Source organism: Fischerella sp., from assembly GCF_013388695.1.
Lineage (GTDB): Bacteria > Cyanobacteriota > Cyanobacteriia > Cyanobacteriales > Nostocaceae > PCC9605.
Genome location: NZ_JACAEU010000157.1, coordinates 1 through 25,541, shown reverse-complemented (window position 1 = coordinate 25,541; position 25,541 = coordinate 1). Strand labels below are relative to the sequence as shown.

Annotated in this window: 22 protein-coding genes; 11 read left to right on the top strand and 11 right to left on the bottom strand. The window is 42.6% G+C overall.

Features of this window, described 5'->3' with window-relative positions:
• Nucleotides 1-5 precede the first annotated feature (5 nt).
• Entirely contained in the window at nucleotides 6-617 is a 612-nt protein-coding gene (locus HXY43_RS21665; protein WP_290887595.1) for a Uma2 family endonuclease, read from the top strand.
• A 264-nt stretch (nucleotides 618-881) separates the two neighbouring features.
• Nucleotides 882-3,656 carry a U32 family peptidase gene (locus HXY43_RS21660; RefSeq protein WP_290887592.1) on the top strand — a complete coding sequence of 925 codons (2,775 nt, stop codon included), beginning with the start codon at nucleotides 882-884 and terminating at the stop codon, nucleotides 3,654-3,656.
• Here HXY43_RS21660 and HXY43_RS21655 read toward each other — a convergent pair.
• Entirely contained in the window at nucleotides 3,646-3,771 is a 126-nt protein-coding gene (locus HXY43_RS21655; protein WP_290887589.1) for a hypothetical protein, read from the bottom strand. The genes HXY43_RS21660 and HXY43_RS21655 overlap by 11 nt on opposite strands.
• 182 nt (nucleotides 3,772-3,953) lie before the next feature.
• Here HXY43_RS21655 and HXY43_RS21650 point away from each other — a divergent pair, with 182 nt between their 5' ends.
• Both HXY43_RS21650 and HXY43_RS21645 read left to right on the top strand, forming a co-directional pair.
• Entirely contained in the window at nucleotides 3,954-4,895 is a 942-nt protein-coding gene (locus tag HXY43_RS21650; RefSeq protein WP_290887586.1) for a tetratricopeptide repeat protein, read from the top strand.
• A 453-nt stretch (nucleotides 4,896-5,348) separates the two neighbouring features.
• Nucleotides 5,349-5,858 carry a hypothetical protein gene (locus HXY43_RS21645; protein ID WP_290887582.1) on the top strand — a complete coding sequence of 170 codons (510 nt, stop codon included), beginning with the start codon at nucleotides 5,349-5,351 and terminating at the stop codon, nucleotides 5,856-5,858.
• 169 nt (nucleotides 5,859-6,027) lie between these two features.
• Here HXY43_RS21645 and HXY43_RS21640 read toward each other — a convergent pair whose 3' ends face one another.
• On the bottom strand, nucleotides 6,028-7,179 hold the full coding sequence (locus HXY43_RS21640; protein WP_290887579.1) for an extracellular solute-binding protein: 1,152 nt from the start codon (nucleotides 7,177-7,179) through the stop codon (nucleotides 6,028-6,030).
• 573 nt (nucleotides 7,180-7,752) lie between these two features.
• On the opposite strand from HXY43_RS21640, the gene HXY43_RS21635 reads away from it, so the two are divergent.
• Entirely contained in the window at nucleotides 7,753-8,130 is a 378-nt protein-coding gene (locus tag HXY43_RS21635; RefSeq protein ID WP_290887576.1) for a hypothetical protein, read from the top strand.
• 67 nt (nucleotides 8,131-8,197) lie between these two features.
• Here the strand turns inward: HXY43_RS21635 and HXY43_RS21630 are convergent, their stop codons facing one another.
• From HXY43_RS21630 to HXY43_RS21620, 3 genes are all read right to left on the bottom strand, one after another.
• On the bottom strand, nucleotides 8,198-9,403 hold the full coding sequence (locus HXY43_RS21630; RefSeq protein ID WP_290887573.1) for a nicotinate-nucleotide--dimethylbenzimidazole phosphoribosyltransferase: 1,206 nt from the start codon (nucleotides 9,401-9,403) through the stop codon (nucleotides 8,198-8,200).
• Between the two features lie 75 nt (nucleotides 9,404-9,478).
• Nucleotides 9,479-10,177: a DUF2232 domain-containing protein gene (locus HXY43_RS21625; RefSeq protein WP_290887570.1), complete on the bottom strand. Its 699-nt coding sequence runs from the start codon at nucleotides 10,175-10,177 to the stop codon at nucleotides 9,479-9,481.
• A gap of 211 nt (nucleotides 10,178-10,388) precedes the next feature.
• Nucleotides 10,389-11,087, bottom strand: coding sequence for a Crp/Fnr family transcriptional regulator (locus HXY43_RS21620; RefSeq protein WP_290887567.1), 699 nt, complete (start codon nucleotides 11,085-11,087; stop codon nucleotides 10,389-10,391).
• Nucleotides 11,088-11,457: 370 nt separating this feature from the next.
• On the opposite strand from HXY43_RS21620, the gene HXY43_RS21615 reads away from it, so the two are divergent.
• From HXY43_RS21615 to HXY43_RS21605, 3 genes are all read left to right on the top strand, one after another.
• A complete protein-coding gene (locus tag HXY43_RS21615) occupies nucleotides 11,458-11,676 on the top strand; it encodes a hypothetical protein (protein ID WP_290887564.1) in 219 nt (72 codons plus the stop codon).
• A gap of 48 nt (nucleotides 11,677-11,724) precedes the next feature.
• Nucleotides 11,725-16,092 carry a hypothetical protein gene (locus HXY43_RS21610; RefSeq protein ID WP_290887561.1) on the top strand — a complete coding sequence of 1,456 codons (4,368 nt, stop codon included), beginning with the start codon at nucleotides 11,725-11,727 and terminating at the stop codon, nucleotides 16,090-16,092.
• A gap of 385 nt (nucleotides 16,093-16,477) precedes the next feature.
• Nucleotides 16,478-17,107: a sugar transferase gene (locus HXY43_RS21605; protein ID WP_290887635.1), complete on the top strand. Its 630-nt coding sequence runs from the start codon at nucleotides 16,478-16,480 to the stop codon at nucleotides 17,105-17,107.
• Nucleotides 17,108-17,174: 67 nt separating this feature from the next.
• On the opposite strand, the gene HXY43_RS21600 is transcribed toward HXY43_RS21605, so the two are convergent.
• From HXY43_RS21600 to HXY43_RS21575, 6 genes are all read right to left on the bottom strand, one after another.
• Entirely contained in the window at nucleotides 17,175-18,014 is an 840-nt protein-coding gene (locus tag HXY43_RS21600; RefSeq protein WP_290887558.1) for a carbohydrate ABC transporter permease, read from the bottom strand.
• Nucleotides 18,011-18,616 (bottom strand): 5-formyltetrahydrofolate cyclo-ligase, encoded by a 606-nt coding sequence (locus HXY43_RS21595; protein WP_290887555.1) that lies wholly within the window; start codon nucleotides 18,614-18,616, stop codon nucleotides 18,011-18,013. Before HXY43_RS21595 ends, HXY43_RS21600 begins: the two co-directional genes overlap by 4 nt.
• 107 nt (nucleotides 18,617-18,723) lie before the next feature.
• Complete coding sequence (locus HXY43_RS21590; RefSeq protein WP_290887552.1) at nucleotides 18,724-19,668, bottom strand: GDP-L-fucose synthase; 945 nt, start codon at nucleotides 19,666-19,668, stop codon at nucleotides 18,724-18,726.
• Between the two features lie 22 nt (nucleotides 19,669-19,690).
• Complete coding sequence (gmd, locus tag HXY43_RS21585; protein ID WP_290887549.1) at nucleotides 19,691-20,770, bottom strand: GDP-mannose 4,6-dehydratase; 1,080 nt, start codon at nucleotides 20,768-20,770, stop codon at nucleotides 19,691-19,693.
• A 574-nt stretch (nucleotides 20,771-21,344) separates the two neighbouring features.
• Nucleotides 21,345-22,181 (bottom strand): sugar transferase, encoded by an 837-nt coding sequence (locus tag HXY43_RS21580; RefSeq protein WP_290887633.1) that lies wholly within the window; start codon nucleotides 22,179-22,181, stop codon nucleotides 21,345-21,347.
• A gap of 100 nt (nucleotides 22,182-22,281) precedes the next feature.
• On the bottom strand, nucleotides 22,282-23,427 hold the full coding sequence (locus HXY43_RS21575) for a glycosyltransferase (RefSeq protein WP_026735808.1): 1,146 nt from the start codon (nucleotides 23,425-23,427) through the stop codon (nucleotides 22,282-22,284).
• 305 nt (nucleotides 23,428-23,732) lie between these two features.
• On the opposite strand from HXY43_RS21575, the gene HXY43_RS21570 reads away from it, so the two are divergent.
• From HXY43_RS21570 to HXY43_RS21560, 3 genes are all read left to right on the top strand, one after another.
• The gene (locus HXY43_RS21570) at nucleotides 23,733-24,674 is read left to right on the top strand and encodes an NAD-dependent epimerase/dehydratase family protein (protein WP_290887544.1); all 942 of its coding nucleotides are present in this window, start codon (nucleotides 23,733-23,735) and stop codon (nucleotides 24,672-24,674) included.
• Between the two features lie 152 nt (nucleotides 24,675-24,826).
• The gene (locus HXY43_RS21565) at nucleotides 24,827-25,117 is read left to right on the top strand and encodes a nucleotidyltransferase family protein (RefSeq protein WP_290887541.1); all 291 of its coding nucleotides are present in this window, start codon (nucleotides 24,827-24,829) and stop codon (nucleotides 25,115-25,117) included.
• Nucleotides 25,107-25,433 (top strand): DUF86 domain-containing protein, encoded by a 327-nt coding sequence (locus HXY43_RS21560; RefSeq protein ID WP_290887538.1) that lies wholly within the window; start codon nucleotides 25,107-25,109, stop codon nucleotides 25,431-25,433. The genes HXY43_RS21565 and HXY43_RS21560 overlap by 11 nt, the downstream gene beginning before the upstream one ends.
• Nucleotides 25,434-25,541 lie beyond the last annotated feature (108 nt).

The following is a 25,541-nucleotide window of genomic DNA, read 5'->3' as shown; positions in this document are numbered from 1 at the left end:
AAACTATGGAAGCAACAAAACAGCGATACTACACGCCAGAGGAATACCTGGAATTAGAAGAAGCTGCTGACTACAAAAGTGAATATATTGACGGGCAAATCATTCCGATGGCGGGTGGAACAGCAAATCACAATCGTATAGCTGGTAATTTCTATGCTGCATTGAACTTCGCGTTCAGACAGCAAGATTATGAAGTGTTTAACAGCGATATGCGTCTATGGATTCCTAAACGGCGCATTTACACTTATCCAGATGTAACGGTTGTGGCGGGTGAACCAGAATTTTTTAACAACCGTACAGATATAATTCTGAATCCGCAGGTGATAGTGGAAGTTTTATCAAAATCGACAAAAGGATACGATTGCGAAGACAAATTTGAGGCCTATCGAACCATTGATTCTTTTCAAGAATATCTGCTAATTGACCAAGCTAGGATTCATGTAGAGCAATATTCTAAAACAGCTAAGAAGCGATGGTTGATGCGTGAGTATGACGAAGAAGATGAGGCGATTTCTCTCGCTTCAATATCCTTTCAGATTTCGCTGCAAGATTTATATAACAAAGTGAAATTTGAGGTGGTTGAGTCACAAGGCGATCGCGCTAATGTTGAGGGATGAGATTGAAGGGCGATCGCTGGTATATTGACGAAGCGATGGTTAATGACGCGGTTAACTTTATTGAGCAAGTTGTTGAGAGTATTCATCAGATTTTGTAGATTGTGATTAGTTTAAAGTGTAGAAATAACTAAACTAATTAACCGAACAAGATAAGCAATCGTGCGGACAAACGAGACAGCGATCGCCCTCCCTCTTTTCCCTTCCCCACCATCCCCCCAGCAACGATAAAATCACTAAGGTATCACCTATCCTGCCTTAGTACCGATGAAAGCCGATTTCCAACAACTCACCGAAACCACTTCACCCGCCCTCCAACGCCCAGAACTCCTCGCCCCCGCAGGAAATTGGGAATGTGCGAAAGCTGCTGTCGAAAATGGTGCAGATGCAATTTACTTCGGTTTGGATCGGTTTAACGCGCGGATGCGGGCAGAAAACTTCACTGAGGCGGATTTGCCCGAATTGATGGAGTACTTGCACAGCAGAGGTGTAAAGGGCTATGTCACTCTCAATACACTCGTCTTTCCCCAAGAACTGAGAGAAGCACAACAATATATTCGCTCAATTATTGCGGCGGGTGTAGATGCAGTAATTGTCCAGGATATCGGTATTTGCCGTCTCATTCGCCACATTTCTCCTGATTTCCCTATTCATGCATCTACACAGATGACCATCACGAGTGCCGCAGGTGTGGAATTTGCGGAATCACTTGGGTGTAATTTAGTTGTACTTGCGCGGGAATGTTCTCTCAACGAAATCAACAAAATTCAAAGTCAGTTGGCGTACAGGGGAACCTCCCTACCTCTAGAAGTGTTTGTTCATGGGGCGCTGTGCGTAGCTTATTCCGGGCAGTGTTTGACGAGTGAAGCATTAGGAGGACGTTCTGCTAACCGGGGCGAATGTGCCCAAGCTTGCCGGATGCCCTACGATTTAATCGCAGATGGGGAAACTGTGAATTTGGGCGATAAAAAATACCTCCTCAGTCCCCAAGATTTAGGTGGGTTAGAGGTTTTGCCCGATTTGGTGAAGTCAGGCGTAGCTTGTCTCAAGATTGAAGGACGGTTAAAGTCTCCAGAGTATGTTGCTAATGTCACTCGTGTTTATCGGCAAGCGTTGGATCGGGTGATGGTGGAGTTAGAAAAGAAAGAGGGGAAAGAAGACGCAGCGATGGAGCAGATCCCTTCTAGCCCCCCTTTAAAAGGGGGGAACAACAAAGCCCCCCTTGTTAAGGGGAGCCAGCGCGTTGCGGAGGTTTCACGCCACGTGCTTTATGCCGGGGAACCCGTCCACCGCAGTGGCTCCTCCGTTGTAGCGACTGGCGTGGGTTGGGGGGATCAAGAACGCTACAACTTAGAGATGGCTTTTTCGCGGGGAATTTATACTGGCTGGTTCCGTGGAATTAACAATCAAGAATTGCTTCATGCCCGCTTTGGTAAAAAACGGGGGGTTTATCTAGGAGAAGTAACCCGCATTGGCAATGAACAAGTGACGGTACGGCTAAAAGCACCAGTAAAAGCAGGAGATGGTGTTGTATTTGACTGCGGTCATCCGGAAGCGAAGGAAGAAGGCGGTCGCATCTACGCGGTAGAACGCAAGGGAAAGGAAACTGTTTTGACCTTTGGGCGACGTGATGTGAATTGGCGGCGAGTGCATGTAGGTGATAAGGTCTGGAAAACCAGCGATCCAGAACTTGATAAGCAATTGCGTCAGAGTTTTGCTGGAGATACACCGCAATTTCAGCGACCGATTAGCATTGAGGTGCATGGAGAAGTTGGGCAAAATTTAGTGGCGATCGCCCGTGATGAACTCGGTCACGTCATCCAAATTGAATCCTCAATACCCCTAGTAGAAGCACACACTAAACCCCTAACAACAGAACGCTTGCACGAACAATTCGGTCGTCTCGGCAATACTCCTTTTCGTTTGGGTAACTTGACAAATAATCTAAATAATGAATTGATGCTACCCGTAAGTGAGTTAAACCGGATGCGGCGGGAAATTGTCACCCAGTTGGAGGAATTGCGAAAAAAACCCAAACGCTGGCAAATAAATCCAAGCGCTTCCCTCTCAGACTTACTCCCCTCCCCATCTCCCAACCACTCCACCACCCCATCTCTCATCGTTCTGGTACGCAATCTCAAGCAACTCCAAGCCGCACTCCAAGCTGGAATTGAGACTATCTACTGTGAATTTGAAGACCCCCGCAAGTATCGCGAGGCGGTGGAGATGGTACGCCAGCGACAAGAAAAGGGACAAGGGGCATTGGTCAAGGGGCATCGGGCATCGGGCATTGGTAAGAAAACTAATTCCCAATCCCCAATCCCCACCATCTGGGTTGCACCACCCCGAATTACCAAACCTGGGGAAAACTGGATTTTGCAGCAAGTAAGTGCTTGTGAGGCGGATGGGTATTTGGTGCGGAATTATGACCACCTCCAGTTCTTTGTCGATGACCGTTGCGTTGGGGATTTTTCTCTCAATGTTGCTAACCCGTTAACAGCGGACTTCTTGAAAAATCAGTTTGGCTTGGAACGCCTGACAGCATCCTATGACCTGAACATTAACCAATTGGAAGACTTGCTCAAGAGTAGCCCTCCTGATTGGTTTGAGGTGACAATCCATCAGCATATGCCGATGTTCCACATGGAGCATTGTGTATTTTGTGCCTTTCTATCTACGGGGACGGATTTTCGCAATTGCGGGCGACCTTGCGAAAAACATGAGGTGAAATTGCGCGTTCGCGGAGCGTTTCCGAAGGAATCTCGCGTTGGCACAGAACACATCCTCCATGCTGATGCTGGTTGTCGAAATACGGTATTTAATGGCACTGCTCAAACTGGTGCTGAGTACGTACAGCGCCTTATAGGGCTTGGTTTACGACACTTGCGGATTGAATTTGTGAATGAAACTCCTGAGCAAGTAACTCAAACGATACATAACTACCAAAAATTACTGCATGGCGAAATAACAGGCTCCCAACTTTGGCGCGAGTTGAAGTTGCAAAATCAGTTAGGGGTAACTCGTGGTTCTGTTACCCATTGACGATCGCCACAAATTCAAACTCACGCACGGGTGCTTGATGAAATTTAAGATACAGTTTGCCTTGAGCTAGGTATGCAATACTGAGATTCATTAGTTGGAACCAAAACTGTTCCACTTAGTATTCCCAGAAACATAGAGTTGATGAACTTAACTCAAAACGGCAGCTTTATTGTTGAGATTTGAGTAACTCTCCCAGGAAGAGTTTTTTCTTTGCAATTAACAATTAATAAAGAATTTAGTTATTAAGTTATGTTATTGTTTTTTGAATCGGACAAATAAAGTTCATCCTAAGGTATGATGCCAAACTCATTTAAATTGACTCTAAATCTGGAGGCAGAATTTTTTTTCCAGCAAGGATTGCGACGGAACAAAGTAAAAAAGTTTGAAGCAGCGATCGCCAGTCTCGATAAAGCAATCAGATGTAAGCCAGATTATCCAGAAGCTTTATTCCAGAAAGGTTTTGCTCTGGGTTCTTTAGGCCGGCACGAAGATGCGATCGCATGTTTTGATGAGACGCTGAGATTACGCACCAACGATAGTTGGGTTTGGCATAACCGCGCCATTGCTCTAGGAAAGTTAGAACGCCACCTAGATGCTCTCAACAGCTTTGACCGTGCCATTGAATTTAACCCCAATGCTGCTACTGTTTGGCACAATCGCGGTTTGACTTTGTGCGACTTGAAACAGTATGAACAAGCCATCAAGAGCTTTGAGCGTAGTTTGAACCTACAAGCAGATGCCTATTGGGCATGGAACAACAAAGGCAATGCTTTAAGAGAACTCAAGCTTTACGAAGAAGCTCTTAACAGCTACGATCGCGCCATTGAGTTTGATACTGATAACGTTATGGCTTGGCATAACCGAGGCGTGACTTTGAATGAATGGGGACGTTATCAAAAAGCCATCAAAAGCTTTGATCGTGCCTTGGCAATTCAACCCAACCACTACAAAGCGTGGTTAAACCGAGGTATTGCTTGGGAAAAATTAGAACATTACGAAGATGCACTGATCAGCTACAATCGAGCCGGAGATTTACAGCCAAACGATCCTACGATTTGGTACAACAAAGCTCGCTGTTTGATCTTACAGAACAATGTCGAGGCAGCAATTGAGAACTTGCAACAAGCAATAAGTCTCTGTCCAGAAACATACCTGCAAATGATCAAAACTCAGTCAGACTTTGACAACATCCGCTCTGATGAACGCTTTCAGGCTTTGCTGCAAGAGCAAAGTCATTAGCTTTATTAAGGTAAAAATGTGGGTGTGGAGTTTAATATAAGTTTTGATTTTTACCACAGAGTACGCAGGGAATCTTCTATGCTCTCTGTGGTTGATTTTAAATTGAGAAAACCTTACCTATCTAAGGGGTAATACCAATTTAAAAAATGATTGTGACAGATGGATTGACAGAACCCCGATAGAGACAGTAATTCCCAATCCAAAATCTAAAATCCAAAATCTAAAATCTAAAATCCAAAATGGTATAAACCACCTCTAAACCAAAATAGCGCTCCTGCAACGTGCTACCCAGTGCGTGTAAATAATTGCGATCGCCATACAACGGCAAAATGACCTTTGTAATTAACCCAGCTGCATAAAATAAGAGGGAACTATTCTAAGTAGCAGTGAGATCGGAATAGCTAGAGATTGATTAGTTATAGGATCTCTCACCAATTCACAAATAAGAAGAAAATGCGCCAGCTTGCTCTATTTTTTGGAACCTACCTGACTACGCTTTGCTTTCTATCCACATCACCTTTGCTAGCAAAAACTCCATCAATTCCAGTTCCTTCTGACGCACCACTAGAGCTTGATTTATTAACTAATCCTAAAGACTCTGCTAACACAGCTAACACCATTAATCAAGAGCAGTTAACTGTTCCGAGTTTGTGGTGGATAAAAGAAACTTCCGAAAATAAACTGCTAGATAACTGGATAACTTATCCAGCCACAAACAACCAAACCGCACGAGTAGACGTAGTGGTGAATCAACAAATTTGGAGCTTACTAGATTATCTAGAACGCTACGATTTTGTAAACCGTTTGGGTAGCGTTGTTAGAAATCATGGTTACAATGTCAGAGTTTTCAATTATCAACAAGAACGTTTGGCAACCTACACTTGTAATTTAAATGTAAATCCAGCTTTATGCAGGATAGAAATAAATTCTCAAGGCAAGTTTGGTTTAGGACGCTCTTTTTAAAAGAGTTAGTGGTTGTAGAGACGTGCCATGGCACGTCTGTACATTGGTTAGTGGTTAGTAGTTGGGTAGTTGTCAGGGGCGCAAGAACTTGCGCCTGTACAGTCAGTAGCTAGTGATTAACAACCAACAACCAACAATCAACAATCAACAATCAACAAACAACCAATTACTAACTCTTTATTTTTGCGAATAAAGATTCATACTGAGAAGCAACTGCTGGTGGTAGGGGAAGTAAAAATTCACTTTTAGCAAGAATTTCATGATTATTTAATAACAAATTGCGTAATGGCTGTTGGATATCAGAAGCTTTAATTTTTGTAGGAATTGGTGAATTTGTTTTAGTCAGCACAGAAATTAGCTCAGCAACGTTTGGCTGCCAACAAAAATCAATCCATTTATAAGTTAAATCCCCTTCATTAATACCCGCAGGTTTTACCCATACGTCTGACCACAGTGCTGTTCCCGATTGAGGGATAACTGCCCCAAGTTGCGGATAACGTCCTATTGTTGGCAATACATCATTAGACCAACCCACTGCTAGCCAAGTATCTCCAATAATCAGCGGTTCTAAATATTTTGTGGAATCATAAAACTTTACCTGTTGGTTTAAAGTGCGCAATTCCCCTTCCAAGTTTGCTATGGCGTTCAAATTCTCGGTGTTATAGGATTTTCCCAGTTTTTTTAAAACTAAACCAATCACTTCCCGTGGGTGATCTAGCAAAGAAATGCGATCGCGCAGTTCACTTTGCCATAAATCCCTCCAGTCTGTGGGTGTCCATCCCAATTCCCGAAACTTGTCTCGACGATAAACAATTACCGTACTGCCCCAACGGTAAGGGGCTGCCCAAATTTTTCCTTTCGCATCCAGATAACCTTGCTCGTTGCGCCTCATTAATTCCTGCCAGCGTTGCGGCAAAGCAGACCACTGTTTTAGCTGTCCTACTTCTAGTGGTTGAATCAATTTCTGCTCAATTGCTGTTTTCAGCCAGTAATCCCCTAATGTCACCAGATCGGCGACAGCAGCTTTTTCTGATGATCCAAAGGGCATAGGCACGCTCCATCCCTTCCCGCGATCGCTGGTTTGAGCTTGATTGTGCCAAGTTTTCAATTCTTGAAATAAATCCTGTAACTGCTCTACAGGGGCGAATTTTAACTGTACCCCCTGCTGCAAAGATTTGCGAAACCTATCAACTACCTGAGCGGGGATAGAACCTTTCAACAACTGAATGCTTAATTTTGCCTGTTTGTTGCCACTACACCCAACCAGCACCTGCGCGAGTGCCAGTGCTACCATTCCTTGCAAAAAAGACCGTCTATGCATTGATTTTAGATTTTGAGACTTTTTTGGGCGATTTTATCTCAATTTAGCAATTCTGCTTTTTGAATAGAATCAATACTCAATCTTGCTAGATTTCATTGCTAAAAAGCATTAGCATCTTGCTTTAGTAAGATTTTGGCTTGTTTTTGCTCAATCAATATATTTATCTTTCGTTTCAACATAAATTATCTAGTTTCAGTCACTGTTAGCCAGTCTGGAAGCCTATCATATTTTCATGATGCATCTACTCCTAATTTTCTTAACCATTTCTATACCAACCTCAACCATATAACTGCTTTATATGCGTATTTTTTGAATGTTTTTTCTTTGGATGCAGCCAAAAGTCAAGCAGTATCAGACATAGCGCTAGTTTTTTGAAAAAACTCCCAAAAATTTATCTTTCTCAACACTTATGTTTAGTGATACTTTCTAAAAGTATTTAGAATTATTACTGAATGATGAATTTAAATATTTTCTTTTAAAAAATGATATTAAAACTTAAAAAAATCATAAGTATGTTTAACGTTGCCATTAGATTGAATACCATAGAGAAAAATAAGCGGATGAGGGTATTAAATGGAGCCATTACAGAAGCAGGTGCTAACTTTGAGTTATAAATTGGATGCCCTCTACCAAGTGATTGAGCAGCTTGATAATAAAGTATCTCAAGCTTTATCGGCGTGCTGCTTGGAAACAACACACGAGGATAGAGATAATCTTCTAGAAAATAGCGAAACTGGCCGCTTACAGTTAAAGGGACATATCAGTTTTAACCCAGAGATGGAGCACAAGGATGTAATAGCAGACGGTGTTTATCCAGACTCGAATCTTCAAGGGGGAGATAGGCAAATCGCACCAGAAATTCAAATTCAAAGATTAACAGCACAGTTAACAGCAGCATACAATCGGATTGCTGCCTTAGAAGAACAATTACTGCTTAAGAGAATTCACTAAATTTCAAGAGAATTGACCAATTAGTCAATAGTCAATAGTCCATAGCCAATGCTCTGTTGACTCTGGACTAATGACTATTGATTGAAAGCAACCACTCAATTTGAGCCTCAACTGCTTCCAAAAGCTGATGTTGCTGCCAATCTTTGTACAGATGAGCAGCGATGCTAGCACCTCCAGCCCCCATACCTTCTTTGACAAAGCCCTGCTCATAAGCTTGGAGTTGGGGATAACGAGAATCAGCAAAACTTAACTGAGTTGCTAACAAGGGCACAGGAGTACCACCCAGATTTATGCAACTTCTACCCACGAGTTGAGCTAATTCAACAGTGCTACCCGTGGGATCTTCTGCTACCCAGCGAGTAGTACCAACCACTACTTCTTCCGGTCGCCAACAGAGAGCATAAGCTGTAGCGATCGCATTTATCAATGCATATACCGCCAGCATTTGCGTTCCACCCGCAAGCAAAACGCCACAACTGCGACTGAGTGCGATCGCCATTCCCGCTACAGTTACCTGCATGGGATCGCCCACAGCTGCTACGAGTTGGAGAGGAGCAACCAAGAGTGGGGGATTGGGGATTGGGAATTGGGAATTGGTTTTTTTACCCTTGCCCGATGCCCGATGCCCATTGCCCATTGCCCCTTGCCTCATCTTCTCCAATCCCGCCTGCACCAGTGCCCACTTTTGCTCGTGGTTGCAAACCGGGTGGCTGCTGTTGACTTTGCCAACTGCGTTGATACCTAAACCAGTTAATATAGCCAAGGCAGTTGTCGTTCCACCAACAACACACTCACTTAATATCACATAGCCTTTTTGAATATTGGCAGCCAGCCGTTCACCCCAAAGCAGTCCTTGTTCTAACAAGTGCTGTACTGTTGCCAATTTCAAAGCATGACCATGACTTAAACACCTAGCAGGTGTGCCACCCAAATCAATCATTGGTATAGCAGGGAGTAGGGGTAGCCCAGCGTTAAATAAATAAATTGGAATATTCAAAGCTTCGACCACAGCCCGAGAAATCAACACAGGGGAAGCACCAGCAGTAAGAGGCGGTAGGGGATATTGGGGTTTTCTTCCTGTGCCGTAGTAGAGAAATTCAGCATCAGCAATTGCTGTGTATTTTCGATCCTCGGGTGTAAGACCAGCTGCGGAAATTCCGGGAATTAAACCAGTTTCGGTAAAACCTAACACACATGCAAATACGGGTGAACAACTGCGATACCGAGCAGTCCATGCCTTACCCTGTTCAATTTGGGTATAAATGCGAATCATAAGTTAGTTGGTAGTAGTTAGTTGGTAGTAGTTAGTAGGAATTTCAACTAACCACTAACTACTAACCACTAACTATTATTCATAATCCATCAGGACTTGTACCCAGCGCGGGGGGCGGGGAATGGGGTTGCCTAGACGATCCAACAACAGCCATGCTGCCAGATGTACAACGAACAGGTAGAGAAAATTGTTGAACACAATTAGAGCGATCGCTCCCAAATTAATTAAAGACACACTGGGAGATGCCAGAATTCCTAGCTTAAGGAATATCCACTCTATAATCTCTGTAACCTGGTTAATCACATAAACCCAGAGGTCTTCCCCTGACAATACAGATAACAACCACAACCGAAAAAATACCCCTACAGTACCCAATACTGCACCTAAGCTAATCGAAACAATCCAGGGAACGCGGCGATGCCAAGCTGCCCCTAAAAGTACTCCCATAAAAGCAAAGGGCATGACAAACAACAAACTACGAACTGGCCCCATCAGCACTGACAATAGTAACCCAGATGTTACCGCTGCCATCCATGCTGCTCGTTTACCCCAGCGCAGGTAAACTAGAGCAATAGGTACCGGAAAAAATATCCGCAACAACGGCCCCAAAGGAAAGTAGAAATTAATAAACCAAATTAAGCTGGCAGTGCTGGCTAAAAACGCCGTTTCCATCATCCTCAAAGGTGCATCCAGCTTTAATTGGGGTTGCCTTAAATTATTTTGTTTATCTATACGTTCTTCTGGCTCCTCTGGCAGAGAATCTAAAATACTCATATTACCAACTAATCGTCATGAACTGCGTATACTATTACGCATGAAAAAGGGAATGGGGAATAAGAGAGTAGAGGAGTGGGAGAGTGGGAGAGTGGGGGAGTGGGCATTGGGCATTGGGCATTGGGCATAGTTAACAACCACTAACCACTAACCACTAACCCTACTAACTAATGACTAATGACTAATGACTTTTGACTTGTTTGTGCCTTCTTCACACAATCATTCTTTCTAAGGCAGACAAATCCGGAATACAAATCACTTCCTGATCCCGTTTGATCAACCCTTTCTTTTCTAATCTCGTCAATACTCGTGTCACAGTTTCCCGCGCCAGTCCACTTAAACTACTCAACTCTCGGTGAGGCAAATTAGGAATTTCGGTTCCTGTTTGTCCTTGTTTTCCTTGTCCCTCTGCTAAAAACAATAAGGTGTCAGCCACCCGTGACTGACTGTCAGATTCCCGCAACCGCAATCGCCGATTTACTTGCCGCAAGCGTCGTGCCATCAATTGCGCTAATCTTACTCCCGCCATCGGTTCTGTCTGAAGTAGCTTTACAAAATCCTGGGACGGCATACTGCCAATAACAGTCGTAGTTAAAGTAATCACATCTGTAGAGCGAGGCACTTCATCGAGCGCTGCCATCTCGCCAAATAATTCTCCCTTACCAAGAATATTTAGCGTTACCTCTTTACCTTCAAGATTGTAGGTACGAATTTTTACCCATCCTTCCATAATAAAATAAACCGAACCTCCCCAATCATTTTCCAGCAGGATCACTTGATTAGCTGGGTGAGTTCGGGTAACAAGATGGGTTAGGGCTGCTTCTATAACGATTTCAGGCAAGCCTTGAAAAAAGGGAGCCGAGAAAATCCAGGGATTGGCGGGTGTCTGCACGCTATATCGGTCTTCCATTACGACATCTTAATTGATAAACGCTGCAATCTACACAACAAACAAAAGCGCCACTTTGAGCATCAGCTTTCAAAGCACCAGCCCTTTGCAAGATCAAGCTAAACTCTGCTACACAATCAAGTGACAAGAGGTTTTGTTCTCAACTATCTTTACCTATAAGTTCAAACTAGGTAAAAGTTTTGCATAAAGATGCAGTATTTAGCCTACTGAATTTTGATTTTGGGCGTACTGCAACGATAGTTATTTAGATAATATAGGCAAACCATATCAATGATACTCAAGCTTATTAATTTTTGCTAAGTTATGATTCTTGGCTGTTTTCAGTCAGAGTAACTATAGAACGTTACAGACTTGAACAGCTCGTTGTAAAATGTTTTCTTTTAGAAAATTACAGAATTATTTTTGGATAACTAATCTTTATCTTTTACAACTCGGTGCGATCGCGAAGCGTCTCGGACGCTCGATTAACTTCGTGAGTCCTTGCAAGCTTTACTTAGAGGCAAATCAGATTGGAGCGCAATCCAACCATCGCTCACTTCTGGTGGACGCTCACCTGATGCATAACATAATGGCAGTAGTTATTAAGTAATTGGCACACCACCAGACGTACAGTTCTAGTTAATTAAGGTAGATCAACGTGACTTCCCGCACAACTGAAATTCAAACACTAATTGCAGACATTGACAGTTTATTGACTAACAAGCGCCTCTCTCGGTTTCTCTCTAGTGAGAGAGAACAGCCACGAAAGGTTTTAGAAAAAATTCGTAACTTTCTGGAGGCGCAAATAGGCAGCACAGAAAACCAGCAACAGCTACAATCGCAGCCATCATCTTTGTTATCGAGGTTCGCAGATCAAAATAATTCCTTTTTGTTAGAGCAAAATCAAACCTACTCAGAACAAGGTAGTATTAACCAACCTGATACGCTCGCACTGTCGGTATTACTGGCTCCACTCCAAGCAGAATTACGAACGTTGTTGGAAGAACGGGCAAATCTTGTACAGGAAATTAGGGAACTCGAGCAAAGGCGACTGCAAAATTACTCGTTAGCACAGCAGTTAGCAAACCAGGAAAAAATCATAGCAGATTTTTTGCAGGTGTTAACAAATCGCCTACATGGCAATTTTCAGTTTCAGATGCCGGAAACATTGCCGAATTCACCGCAGCAGTTACTTCCACTTGGTATTGGTAGTTCTTCCATAATACATAACAAGGGCAATCCAGAAATTGCTTCTGCTTCACCTTTGTTAGAACCACAGCAACAACTGGAACGGTTAACAAGCCTTGCTAGCGAGTTGGATCGACGTTTACTCGCACTCGATGGAACTGTAAATGTAGTGTTTGAAGCACTACAGCGCAATATTCATACATATCACGAGTCTTTATCCCAAGCCCTAGCAAGAATGTATAGCAAGGGCTTGCAAGGGGAACAGTTATTGACGAACTTGATCAATAATGTACAGTTACAAATTGCTTCTCAAGAACCATTTACCATTGACATTCAAAAAGAAGCGCTTCCCTCTGAGCAAAAAACTTTACAATCAGGCAATACCAGAAATCAGTTAACAGATGAATTATTAAAATCTACACCAGTTGATACATCAGATTCACTTACCAATAATCCTCAAGAAACTGATGCTCAACTCAGCGAAGATACTTCCACAACAGCGGATATCGAAGCAGTACTTTTGCAACTCAATCAAGATACGCAAAACTCTTCAGACACAGCTATTGATAGCACCACAGACCAATTACACCAAGATAGTTCTGTATCTATTCGTGATGAAGTAGATCAACTTTATGCTAGTTTGTTTGGAATTGACAATTTAATTGCCGCTAACTCTGAGATTACTCCCCAAGAAGAAAATATTCAAGTTCCAGATGTCACAGATGAACTATCTGTGGATGATCAAACTACAACTAATCAAGAACAAGAATCAGAATTTGTTCTCCAAGAAATTGAGTTTGCAAATCCAGATGTCACAGATGAACTATCTGTGGATGATCAAACTACAACTAATCAAGAACAAGAATCAGAATTTGTTCTCCAAGAAATTGAGTTTGCAAATCCAGATATAACAGATGAACTATCTGTGGATGCTCAAACTACAACTAATCAAGAACAAGAATCAGAATTTGTTCTCCAAGAAATCGATTTTGAAATTCCAGATGTTATAGATGAATTATCTGTGGATGCTCAAACTACAACTAATCAAGAACAAGAATCAGAGTTTGTTCCCCAAGAAATTAATTTTGAAGTTCCAGAGCTAACAAATGAATTATCTGTAGATGCTCAAACCGTAGCAAATCCACAAAAAGAATTAGAGCTTTTCCTGCAAGAAATCGATTTTGAAATCCCCGATGTCACAGACGAATTATCTGTGGATGCGGCCTCCTCATACGAGTTGAATACCACCAATATTACGCCTGCACCCTCAACAAACGAAGTGCAAACAACTGATTCTGGTGTCGCTATGACCGATCCCTGGTTTGACGAACCAGACGCTGGTCTTTTAGAAGTGAGCAACTCTAACCCAGAGAATACACAAGCTGCATCTCGATCTGTGAGAGAGCAATTATTAGATTTATGGAACAAAATCACATTTGTAGAAAATACAGAGTCTCTTCCTGTTGAACAACCGCCTACTGCTGATACGATCGCACTTCTGACTGAATTGTCGATTGATGTCAGCACTAGCGAGCAGTTATCTGAAGTAGCATTTGCGGAAAATTCAGCAAGCACGACACCAGACCAACCTGAAACAGAAGCAGCAACAATTAACAATCAGAATTTGAATGAGTCTTCAGAGCAATTTATTCCGGCTTCGTCACAGGAAAATTTACTGTTACAAGCAGAAAATCAAAATGTAGCTATACCCGAGATTTCTTTGAATGAAGAACTGTTGCAGCAATTGGAGCGGGATTTGGCTAGCTTTGATGAGCAGGTCTATTCGTATTTGCAATCTGCTACTGATTTAGAACAGCAAGAAGCAGTTGAGAATAAGCTTCCCACTAATTTATCTAACCCACAATTAGCTGAAACTGAAAAAAAAAAGGAAGCCACAACAGACTCTTACGAAGTTGCTGTGCCTTCCGATAGCAATTTTGTAATTGATACAGAAATTGAGCGTCAGATTCGAGACTCGGTTTGGTATCTTGGTATTGATTTGGGCACAACGGGAATTTCTGCGACTCTATTAAATCGCTCCACAACAGAGATATTTCCTCTCTACTGGTTCGCAGAAAATCAACCTCAAGCAACTTCTAGAACGCAAACGTTTCGTTTACCAGCAGAGGTTTATTTACCACCAACTGCTACTCAGCAATCGGAAACAGAAACAACAGAAGCACAGGAACAAGGTACTAGTACTACCCCAAATCTTTTCTCGGCGCAGTTAAAGCCTTATCTACAAATTGCCCTTCCTTATAGAAATGAACGGCAAAAATGGGAACCTGTATTGCAATTCAATGAAGTGGCTGCGGTTCCTTTGGTTTGGGTTGTGCGATCGCTCTCGAAATTGCTTCTAACGTTAAAGTCCGATCGCAGTAGCACCACTCTAGGTTTAACTGCGGCGGCGGTTGGTTTAAACCAACAAAGCTTCCACAGCGCTATCGATAATTTGGCTGGAGTAATTTGCACCTGTCCCTCTAACTGGTCGGAACAGTATCGTTTCAATGTCCGAGAAGCTTTGCTAGTGAGCAAAATCATCCAGCATCCCCAACAAGTATTTTTTGTCGAAGAAGCGATCGCCAGTCTGCTTAGTGAACTCGATGGTGCTAGTGGCGAAATTATCCAATTTGGCAGTAGACAAGATACTCAAACTGCTAAAACCAGCGACCATCCGCTTATTGGTAGCACTCTTGTGATTAATATTGGCGCAGTAGCAACGGAAATGGCACTAGTTGATTTGCCAGAAAATCTGGACGAATTGACTCACAGCGATTTCATGCTGCACAGTTTTGCTTATGCTGGCAAAGGAATCGAGCAAGACATTATTTGCCAGCTGCTATTGCCAACGAAATGGCGACAACCCCACAATCCCACCCAGGAAAATAGTAACAACGACAATTCCCGGCAATGGCAACCAGCCATTCCAGGTATAGAACGGATGAGCTTTTCTAGTTTAGGGTTGGAAAATTTAACTTTACCTCGGCCAGGAGAACCAGATACGAGCGATCGCATTTACTTGCAGCAGCGGCTAGAAAGTTCTTCTCTCGGCAAAGCAATTTTAGATGCAGCAGTAGCCCTGAAGTTGATTTTGCAACACCAAGAATCTTTTACACTGGAATTGGCAGACCAACGCTGGCTCTTGCAGCGGCGAGATTTAGAAAGTCATGTGTTTGTGCCATTTGTGCGTCGCCTCAATCGCGAACTTAACAAGCTGTTGGTTGCCAAAGGCATACCCACAGAAGCCATTAATCAAGCCATCCTAACTGGCGGTACAGCCAGCTTAGGAGCAGTTTCTCGTTGGCTGCGGCAAAAACTCCCCAACGCCAAGATTATTCAAGATTTGTATTTGGGTGAAAATGGTACTCCCTGTTGCAGTCGAGTCGCATACGGTTTAGCAATGCTGCCCTTACATCCCCAGGTATTAGAAGTGCCTAGGCAACAGTACACTGATTATTTCTTGTTCACAGAATTACTGCGATTAATACCAGACCGAGCTTTATCTTTCAATGAAATTATCCAGTTATTCGAGGCTCGTGGTATCAATACCCGCAGTTGTCAGCAACGCCTGCTGGCTTTCTTAGAAGGTGAACTGCCTGCTGGTTTGATGCCTAACGGTACAGATTCTTCCTGGCTTAATCTCACCTCCAGAGAAAATTTTGACTACAAGGCGATCGCCAACACACCACTGTTTGAAAAACAAGGGAGTCTCACCTATCGCCCTAATCCCCCACAATTACAGTCTCTGCGTCGTTATCTCGATCTCATTAAAGCTAGTACTCAACAATCTCTGGAGGAACCTTATACAGTTAATTTCGTCTTAGGAGTTGTGCATTAAGTAGAGACTAGGAACTAGTCCTGTCAAGGTGGGTTAAAAAAGTCCAATTTGCCTGTGATTTTACTTGGTGTCTTAGTGTCTTGGTGGTTAATAAAATTTATTTTTTCACCACAAAGGCACAAAGACACAAAGAAAATAGAAGTATTTTTACACTAGCCTCTAGACCTTCTCCGCAAGCAATATCAGAATTTTAAATTTTCCATACCTAATAAAAAGATTGTATAAACTTGATATTTTGGGCTTCTCGGTGTAAAAAGTGGTTGTTTATATTTACACTATAAACCATTAATCTAAGTAAAAACCGAGAGAAGCCGTGTTTGAATTTATTTCCAGCTTAGCACCCACTAATACTGATTACTCGCATTTCCAGAAGAATTTCAATTCGATAAATTTTTCACCCCAACCTCTACATCGGTCTGTTAAAAGTATTACAAAAAGAGTAATTGACATTCTAGGAGCTGTTGTTGGGCTGTTAGTTACAGCCGTAGTGACAATTCCTGTATCAATTGCTACTCTAATTGACAATCCCGGCCCGATATTTTATTGCCAAATTCGCTGTGGTTTGAACGGAAAACCCTTTAGGATGTGGAAATTCCGTTCTATGATTGTCGGTGCAGATAAACTCAAGCATTTAGTGAAAAACGAAGCTACAGGTCATATCTTTAAATGCACTGAAGACCCTCGTATTACTCGCGTAGGTAAAATTTTACGCCGCACTAGTTTAGATGAATTACCTCAGTTTTGGAACGTTCTACGCGGAGAGATGAGCTTAGTTGGTACTCGTCCGCCTACTCCTGATGAAGTAATGCATTACCAAGCACATCACTGGCAAAGACTGCGAGTTAAACCAGGTATGACAGGAGAATGGCAAGTAAATGGTCGTTCTAGCATCAAAGACTTTGAAAATATCGTCGATATGGATATTGACTATCAACGCAAATGGTCAATAGCCTACGATCTTAGTCTGATTTTCAAAACTATCTTGGTGGTACTGACAAAACGTGGAGCCTACTAAAATTTTTCTGCTGTCTTCACTTCCATTTGTCAGGATGCATCTCCATTAATTTTTAATTTTTAATTTTCTATCCTTTCACACCACTTCCAGTTTCTGTCGGTACTATATAGCGTTGTAAAAATAAAAATAATATCAGTACAGGAACAATAGATATTACCGATCCAGCAGCTACTAAGCGCCAATCAAGAGAGAACGTACCCGCTAGTTTGGCAACTCCCAAAGGCAGGGTATATAAATTCTCGTTTTGGATGACAATTAAAGGCCAAAGAAAGTCACTCCAGGAACCGATAAAAACAAAAATTGCCAGAGTAACCAGCGCAGGACGAATTGCTGGTAACATGATATTCCACCACAAGCCTAGTTCTGAACAACCATCCATCCGTGCTGCTTCTTCCATTTCTTTGGGAACACTCATAAAAGCTTGTCGTAATAGAAAAATGCCAAAGGCAGAAGCTAAGCTCGGAAAAATCATTCCTAAATAAGTATTTCTTAAACCCAACTGGACTGTCAAAATGTACAGTGGAATCATCACAATCTGGAAGGGAATCATGATTGTGGAAACGATCGCAATAAAAATCCAGTCTCTTCCTGGAAAGGACAGTCTTGCTAGAGGATAAGCAGCCAAAGCGCAAAACAGTAAATTTAAGCCAACAGTCAGCACCGCTACAAGAGTACTGTTGAATAAATACTGTCCAAAGGGGTTGGTTTGCCAAACATTGACAAAATTTTCCAAAGTAGGTTGACTTGGCAATAACTGCGGCGGCGACTGAAAGATATTTTCCGTTTGAGATTTTAATGCTGTACTAATTAGCCAAAGTAGGGGGAAAAGGGTTACTAATGCGATCGCCCCTAATAGTCCATAGGTTCCCAGAATATGAAGTTGTGAGTTGCGCTTTGAAAAATTCATAATTTACGTCTGAAGCCGTCAGGCAGGCTAGGGTAGTTTATTCCAGTTTCTGTACAAACAGCACCTAAAGGTTTATCCCAAGGTTCAATAGGTAATTCAGGCAAATAGGCAAAATCAAAAACAATGCCAATAGTAGGTTTTGTTGCCCACTCAGGTGCAGCCAGCAAGCGATCGTAATATCCCCCACCGTAACCCAAGCGGTATCCTTGATGACCACAAGCAACACAAGGTACGAGAATTAAATCCACTTGATCGGGATCTATAGTTGGGGCGTTGGGATGGGGTTCCGTAATGCCGTAAGTCCCAATTTGTACTGAATCATTAAGTGTCCAAATATGCCAATACAGAGAGTTACCAACGCAGCGAGGTAGCCCCCATATTTTTGTGAGGTGGGCATCTTGCCCGCCCGTCTTATCCCCAAACAAGGGACTCAAATCGGGTTCTTGACGAAAGCTGAAATAAGCAAGTACTGTTTTTGCCTCGGTAAACAGTGGTGAGGTGAGAATGTGCGTGCAAATGCGATCGCTCTTTTGTTTCCATGCTTCAACTGACATAGATTGACGTTTTTTCAAAAGCGATCGGCGTAGTTGTATTTTTTCCATCTAATCATCAAAAATAAACCACCAAGGCACGAAGACACCAAGGAAACACTTCTTTATGTCTTGGTGTCTTTGTGGTTCTATTATGCCTAATTCAACTTGGACTAAACTTAAGCAGCGTTCTGACGCCACCAGTCAATCGTATTCTTCAGCCCTTGTTTAAAGTCCACCTGGGCAGTAAAACCAAAAGCTTGTTTTGCCCTTTCGGTATCCAAACAACGGCGGGGTTGACCGTTGGGTTTGTCGGTTTCCCAAACAATTTCACCCTCGTACTCCATCAATTCACAAATTAGATTAATCAAATCGCGGATGGAGATTTCGTAACCAGTTCCCAAGTTCACTGGTTCCGAGTCATTGTAGAACTGAGTACCCATGACAATCCCCCGCGCTGCATCTTCTGAATAGAGAAACTCGCGGGTAGGACTGCCATCACCCCAAACAGGAATTTTCTTTTCTCCCTTGATTTGTGCCTCGTGAACTTTGCGAATTAGCGCCGGAATCACGTGGGAACTTCTGGGGTCAAAGTTATCTTCTGGGCCGTACAAATTCACTGGCAAAAGATAAATGCCATTAAAGCCGTACTGCTGGCGGTAAGCTTGTAGCTGTACTAACAAGGCTTTTTTTGCCACGCCGTAGGGGGCGTTGGTTTCTTCTGGGTAGCCATTCCACAGGTCATCTTCTTTGAATGGCACTGGAGTAAATTTGGGATAGGCGCAGATAGTACCAACACAGACGAATTTCTTTACCCCAGCTTGATAGGCAGCGTGAATTAGCTGGGTTCCCATCATCAAGTTGTCGTAAAACAATTCGGCGGGTTTTTCGCGGTTGAGACCAATACCGCCAACGTGTGCAGCTAGATGGATGATAATGTCTTGTTGGTCAGCTGCACGCTGACAATTTTCCATCAAGCGCAGATCGCAATCACGCGATCGCGGTACTGTGATTTTCTCTAAACTCGCTCCAGCTTTACACAACTGGTCTACTACCTGCCGTCCCAGAAAACCAGAGCCTCCAGTGACGAGAATCCGTTTATTCTTTAGTTCTAAGGCGTTCATCTTTTGTCCTCGTGGTTCTTATTCACAGGTGCAACACGCCTACTTCTTGCCTAATCATGGCATTATCCTTAATTACATTTGCCACTGTTCCATTAGGAGAAGTTAGTCCCAAGGCTTGTAAGTCTGCTTCCACCATCAGGGCAACTAGTTCTGGAAATGTTACCGAGGGTTTCCAACCCAACTTTTGCCGTGCTTTTGTAGAATCACCTATTAGCAAATCTACTTCTGCTGGGCGGAGATAGCGTGAGTCAAATTCTACATAATCTTGCCAATTGAGATTTACATAACCAAATGCCAGTTCCAGAAACTCTCGCACTGAATGAGTTTCATTGGTGGCAATCACATAGTCGTCAGGCTCATCTTGTTGCAACATCATCCACATTGCCCTGACGTAATCTTTGGCGTAACCCCAATCTCGCTTAGCGTCTAGATTACCCATATACAATTTTTTCTGTCTGCCAGCAAAAATGCGGGCTACTGCCATTGTAATCTTGCGCGTGACAAATGTTTCACCCCGTCGGGGAGATTCGTGGTTAAAAAGTATGCCATTGCAGGCAAACAAACCGTAAGACTCTCGATAGTTTACTGTTTGCCAGTGAGCATAAACCTTAGCGCAGGCATAGGGGCTGCGGGGGTAAAACGGCGTAGTTTCCTTTTGGGGCACTTCTTGTACCAAACCAAACATTTCTGAAGAGCCAGCTTGGTAGAAACGCACTTGAACGCCGGTACGACGCTGATAGTCGCGGATTGCTTCCAATAAACGCAGCGTTCCCATTCCAACTGCATCAACCGTGTATTCTGGTGCATCAAAGCTTACCCTCACATGGGATTGAGCGCCTAGGTTGTAAATTTCTGTTGGCTGGATTTCTTCTAAAATGCGGCGCAGTGTGGTACCGTCCGTCAAGTCGCCGTAGTGAAGAAACAGCCGCACTCCCTCTTTGTGAGGGTCTTCATAAATGTGATCGATGCGGTCTGTGTTGAAGGTGGAAGTCCGGCGAATAATGCCATGAACCTCATAACCTTGTTCGAGTAAAAACTCACTCAAATAGGAACCATCTTGACCGGTAATACCAGTAATCAACGCTCGCTTTTGTTGCGTCATGCTCAATAATCCCTTGTCGTTTCTGATGATTATTTATACAGGCGACCTGGTACAACCTAGCAAGTATTTGCTCAATTGCCCAATGGGAAACCTACTAATTTCACTTGGCCTCAGCTAGTTTACCTCAGTAAATACGCTGATTCTAAAATATTTTTACGAGTTACCTCGTAGTCAAAACAGGAAAGTGTATTGATTTCATCTAGACACTTTTAAAATTTTTACTAAAAATTTATATTACTCGTGGATTTTGTGAATAATGAATGAAGAAAAACATTAGGTTATACCATTTTGGATTTTAGATTACCCTGCGGGAAGCCGAAGAAGGCGCATCTATAGATTTTGGATTGGGAATGACTGTCTCTGTCGGGGTTCTGTCAATCCATCTATCGCAATCATTTTTTTAATTGGTGTTAGTTATAAATTATAAATTACCAATAATAAATTAATTTGATTTTTGGGTAGATTTGGCTATATTTTTTCAAAGAGCATAACTAGATTTCCTCCTTCCTTCTTCCTTGCTTTTGAAAAATTTTGGGGCATTAACTGCCCCGGTACATCAGCGTTTTGTACTTTTTCAGTAAGCTCCGTTATCTTTGGGCATAATGACCACACGAATCGTTTTCAAAACTATCCATAAATCGAGCCAAAAATTCCTGAATTTTACATAATGCAGGTCAATTTGCACTCGCCTAGGGTAAGGAATGTCATTGCGTCCAGAGACCTGCCACAAACCAGTTATGCCAGGTCGAATCGTCAAAATCTGATCGATGTGACAACCATATTTAGGTAGTTCTTCCGTTACCAAAGGTCGCGGCCCAACAACACTCATGTCCCCTTTCAGGACGTTCCAGAACTGAGGAAATTCGTCCAAACTAGTAATTCTCAAAAATTTACCAATTCTTGTAATCCGGGGGTCATGCTTGAGCTTAAAATTGCTTTCAAACTCGTGCCGCATCTCAGGTGATGTATCCATCATTTGCATGAGTATTTCGTCAGCATTAGTCACCATCGTGCGGAATTTAATGCAATTAAAAGGCCTGTAGTTTTTACCTACCCGTTCCTGGATATAAAAAATTGGGCCTTCTGAGCTTAAAGCAATTAGAGAGGCCAAAATTAAGTAGACGGGGGAAAACAAAATTAGTACAGAGAGCGAAAAGACAATATCAAACAGTCGCTTGGCAAACTCTCCGTTTAAAGCCTGAAAAGACAAACCTCTGGGTTTAAACCTGGGAGTCGTCTTTCTGGATTGACCGCGTTTTAGGAATGTACGCGATCGCCCGATCCACGTCAACCTAGCTTCACCGGGTTGTAAACGTGCTTCAGTCACAGAGGCACTATCAGAAAAAGAGCGCCCTGTCCTGGATGCACTACGCGATCGCTTGCCGGAGAGGAGTGAGCTCTGGGCAGTCATCATACTCCTTAATAATCCACACCACACATAGTCCCAATCTTAAAGCCAAACGCAGGTGCTTCTGGGAGCAATTTTCCAAAAGCCTACGCAAAAAAAGAACTTACACGGACTTTTGAAATTTTTTTTCAATGCACTTGTGTAAAAATTCTAGGTAACACTGAGCGAAAACTGGCGCTTGAAACTGAGCGGCGTGCGATCGCGCATACTCGGGATTAAACTTACCTCTGTAGGTTTCAAACGTTTCTGTGGCTTCTATTAAAGCCGCCTCTGTTTGTTCCTCAAACAATATACCCGTTCCAGTTTCTCCCCACGTGCGAATATCCCGCACCGTTTCTTTGGCACCACCAGCACCATAAGCAATCACTGGCGTGCCACAAGCTTGTGCTTCTACTAAGGCAATGCCAAAATCTTCACAAGCTGCATACACGAAACCTTTAGCATGAGCCATATATTTTTTTACAACCTCATCAGGTTGCCACCCCAATATTTGTATATTAGAGTTTGCCATTTCACGAATTTTTTTCATTTCTGAACCTGTACCAATTACTACTAATTTTTTTTGCATTTGGTTAAAAGCCCTGACGATTAAAGATACTTGTTTGTAACTAACCAACCGGGAAACAGTTAGATAAAAATCCTCTTTGTCAGCCAAAAAAGGAAAACTCTCGATATTAACAGGGGGATAGATAACAGTTGCTTTGCGTCGATAACAGCGCCAAATTCGCCGAGCTGTATGCTGGGAATTGGCAATAAAGTAATCAACACGATTGGCACTCAATACATCCCACGAACGCAAACTGTGTAATAAATATCGAGTTGCCCACCCAGGTAAACCACTTCCCAACTTGCTGGCGCGCAGATAGTCAAACGTTAAGTCCCAGGCATAGCGCATGGGACTGTGGCAGTAGCAAATATGCAACTGTTCAGGAGTAGTGAGAATCCCTTTAGCAACAGCATGGGATGAAGAGAGAATTATGTCATACGCCCGCAAATCGAGTTGTTCAATTGCTAAAGGTAAAAAAGGCAAGTACTTTTGTATACCTCTGCGGGCAAAGGGGAAATGCTGAAGAAACGTCGTGCCAATTTGACGCTTGTATAAATAACTCTCCGGGTTGCTAGATTCAAAATCGATGAGGGCGTATAAGTCCGCATCAACATGGTTCAGAATTTCCCGCACTACTAGTTCTGAACCGCCTGTGGCTTTAGGTGTCAGCCACTCATGCACTAAAGCATATTTCAAGGGCACAGCTAACTTTAATTAGATAGGTAGAAAACACTTAGCAGACTTATGAGGTTAACTGAAAAGTTTCCCTTTGTATTAAAAAAATGGGAAATGCCCCATATCCTAAGAAAAGACGCAATCCTCTCAAAAGAGGTTCCACAGATACCGCCAGCTGATAATCTCAAATTGGTGATTGGTGATTGGTGATTGGTGATTGGTGATTGGTGATTGGGTACTAGGTTCCTAATCCCTAATCCCTAATCCCCAGTCCCTAATCCCTAATCCCCAGTACCCAGTCTCTAATGCAACTGACATAAAATTGGGGATTTATGCGAATTTTAATTATGGGTGGCACTCGATTTATTGGCGTCTACCTCACTCAACTGCTAGTGCAGCAAGGACATGAGGTGGTACTTTTCAATCGTGGCAATCGTCCGGCACCAGTTGGGGGCGTAGGACAAATTACGGGCGATCGCACTGACGCCACCCAACTCAAAGAAAAACTGTCTAAAGAAAATTTTGATGCCATTTTTGACAATAACGGGCGAGAACTTACTGATACTCAACCACTAGCAGAAATTTTTCAAGACCGCGTGCAAAATTTTATCTACATGAGTTCTGCTGGCGTGTATCTGAAATCAGACCAAATGCCTCATACCGAAGGCGATGCCATCGATCCGAAAAGTCGCCACCGGGGTAAATATGAAACAGAAGCTTACTTGACACAACAAAAAATACCCTTTACCTCTATTCGTCCCACATACATCTACGGGCCCCAAAACTACAACGACTTGGAAGCTTGGTTTTTTGACCGAATTGTGCGCGATCGCCCTATTCCCATTCCTGGCAATGGGTTACATATTACCCAGCTAGGACATGTCAAAGATTTGGCCAGGGCTATGACCAAAGTTTTGGGCAATTCTAAAGCGCTAAGGCAAATTTACAACGTCTCTGGCGATCGCTTTGTCACTTTTGATGGTTTAGCCCGTGCGTGCGCTGTTGCTGCTGGCAAATCTCCTGACGAAATCAAAATCGTCCATTACGACCCGAAAAAGTTTGATTTCGGCAAGCGCAAAGCTTTTCCCCTGCGGACACAGCACTTCTTTGCCTCAGTGAATAAAGCCATAACAGAATTAGATTGGCAGCCCGAGTATGATTTAATTTCGGGGTTAAAAGACTCATTCGAGAATGATTATTTGGTGTCAGAGCGAGATAAGGCAGAAATAGATTTTTCTGTAGATGAGGAGATTTTGCAAGCGAACAGTCAATAGCTAATTGCTAATAGCATTTGTCATCTAAAGCACATTTAATTTGCATATTCGATTCAGGGTAGAAGGTAGGTTAACTTTACCCCTTCTTGCCCCGATCGGATGATGTGATAATATTAATTTTTATGCCAAGCTGAAAACTCTTGGTCAATTATATGCAACGAGATAAAGTAATTGCTACTCTAAGAAATCTGAAGACTAATTTGAGAGGTTTAGGTGTTCATTCCCTAGCTTTGTTTGGTTCTGTGGCTAGAGATGAAGCTCAATGCAATAGCGATGTAGATATTTTGGTTGATTTCGAGCCACCGATAACCTTTGACCGCTACATGGACGTGAAATTATATTTAGAAGATCAGTTGGGAACTCGCGTAGATTTGGTGACTTGGAAAGCTCTGAAGCCACAAATTCGTGAAACTGTAGAGCAAGAAGCAATCTATGTCACGTAATCTCAAGTTGTATTTAGAAGATATTGTTTCGAGTTGTACGAAAATACTGCATTACACCCAAGGTATGACTTTTGAAGAGTTTGTTGCAGATGAACGTACTTTTGATGCTGTAATTTTTAACCTTTTAGTAATTGGGGAAGCTGTGAAAAATTTTCCCCAAGATATACGTACTCGTTATCCTGAAATAGAGTGGCGTAAGATTGCTGGTTTACGAGATATTCTTGCTCATACCTATTTTCAAGTGGAAGATGAGATTATTTGGGATATTGTGCAAAGTAAAATACGACCTTTACAACTACAAGTACAGCCAGGGTAAGAGCATCTCAATCAGGCTTGACACAAGGAATCAGAAGAATCTAAAGTGTTGCTAATGAAAAAACAATTGAGAACCTGAACCATATAATTGTTATCCATAGCAGTGCGT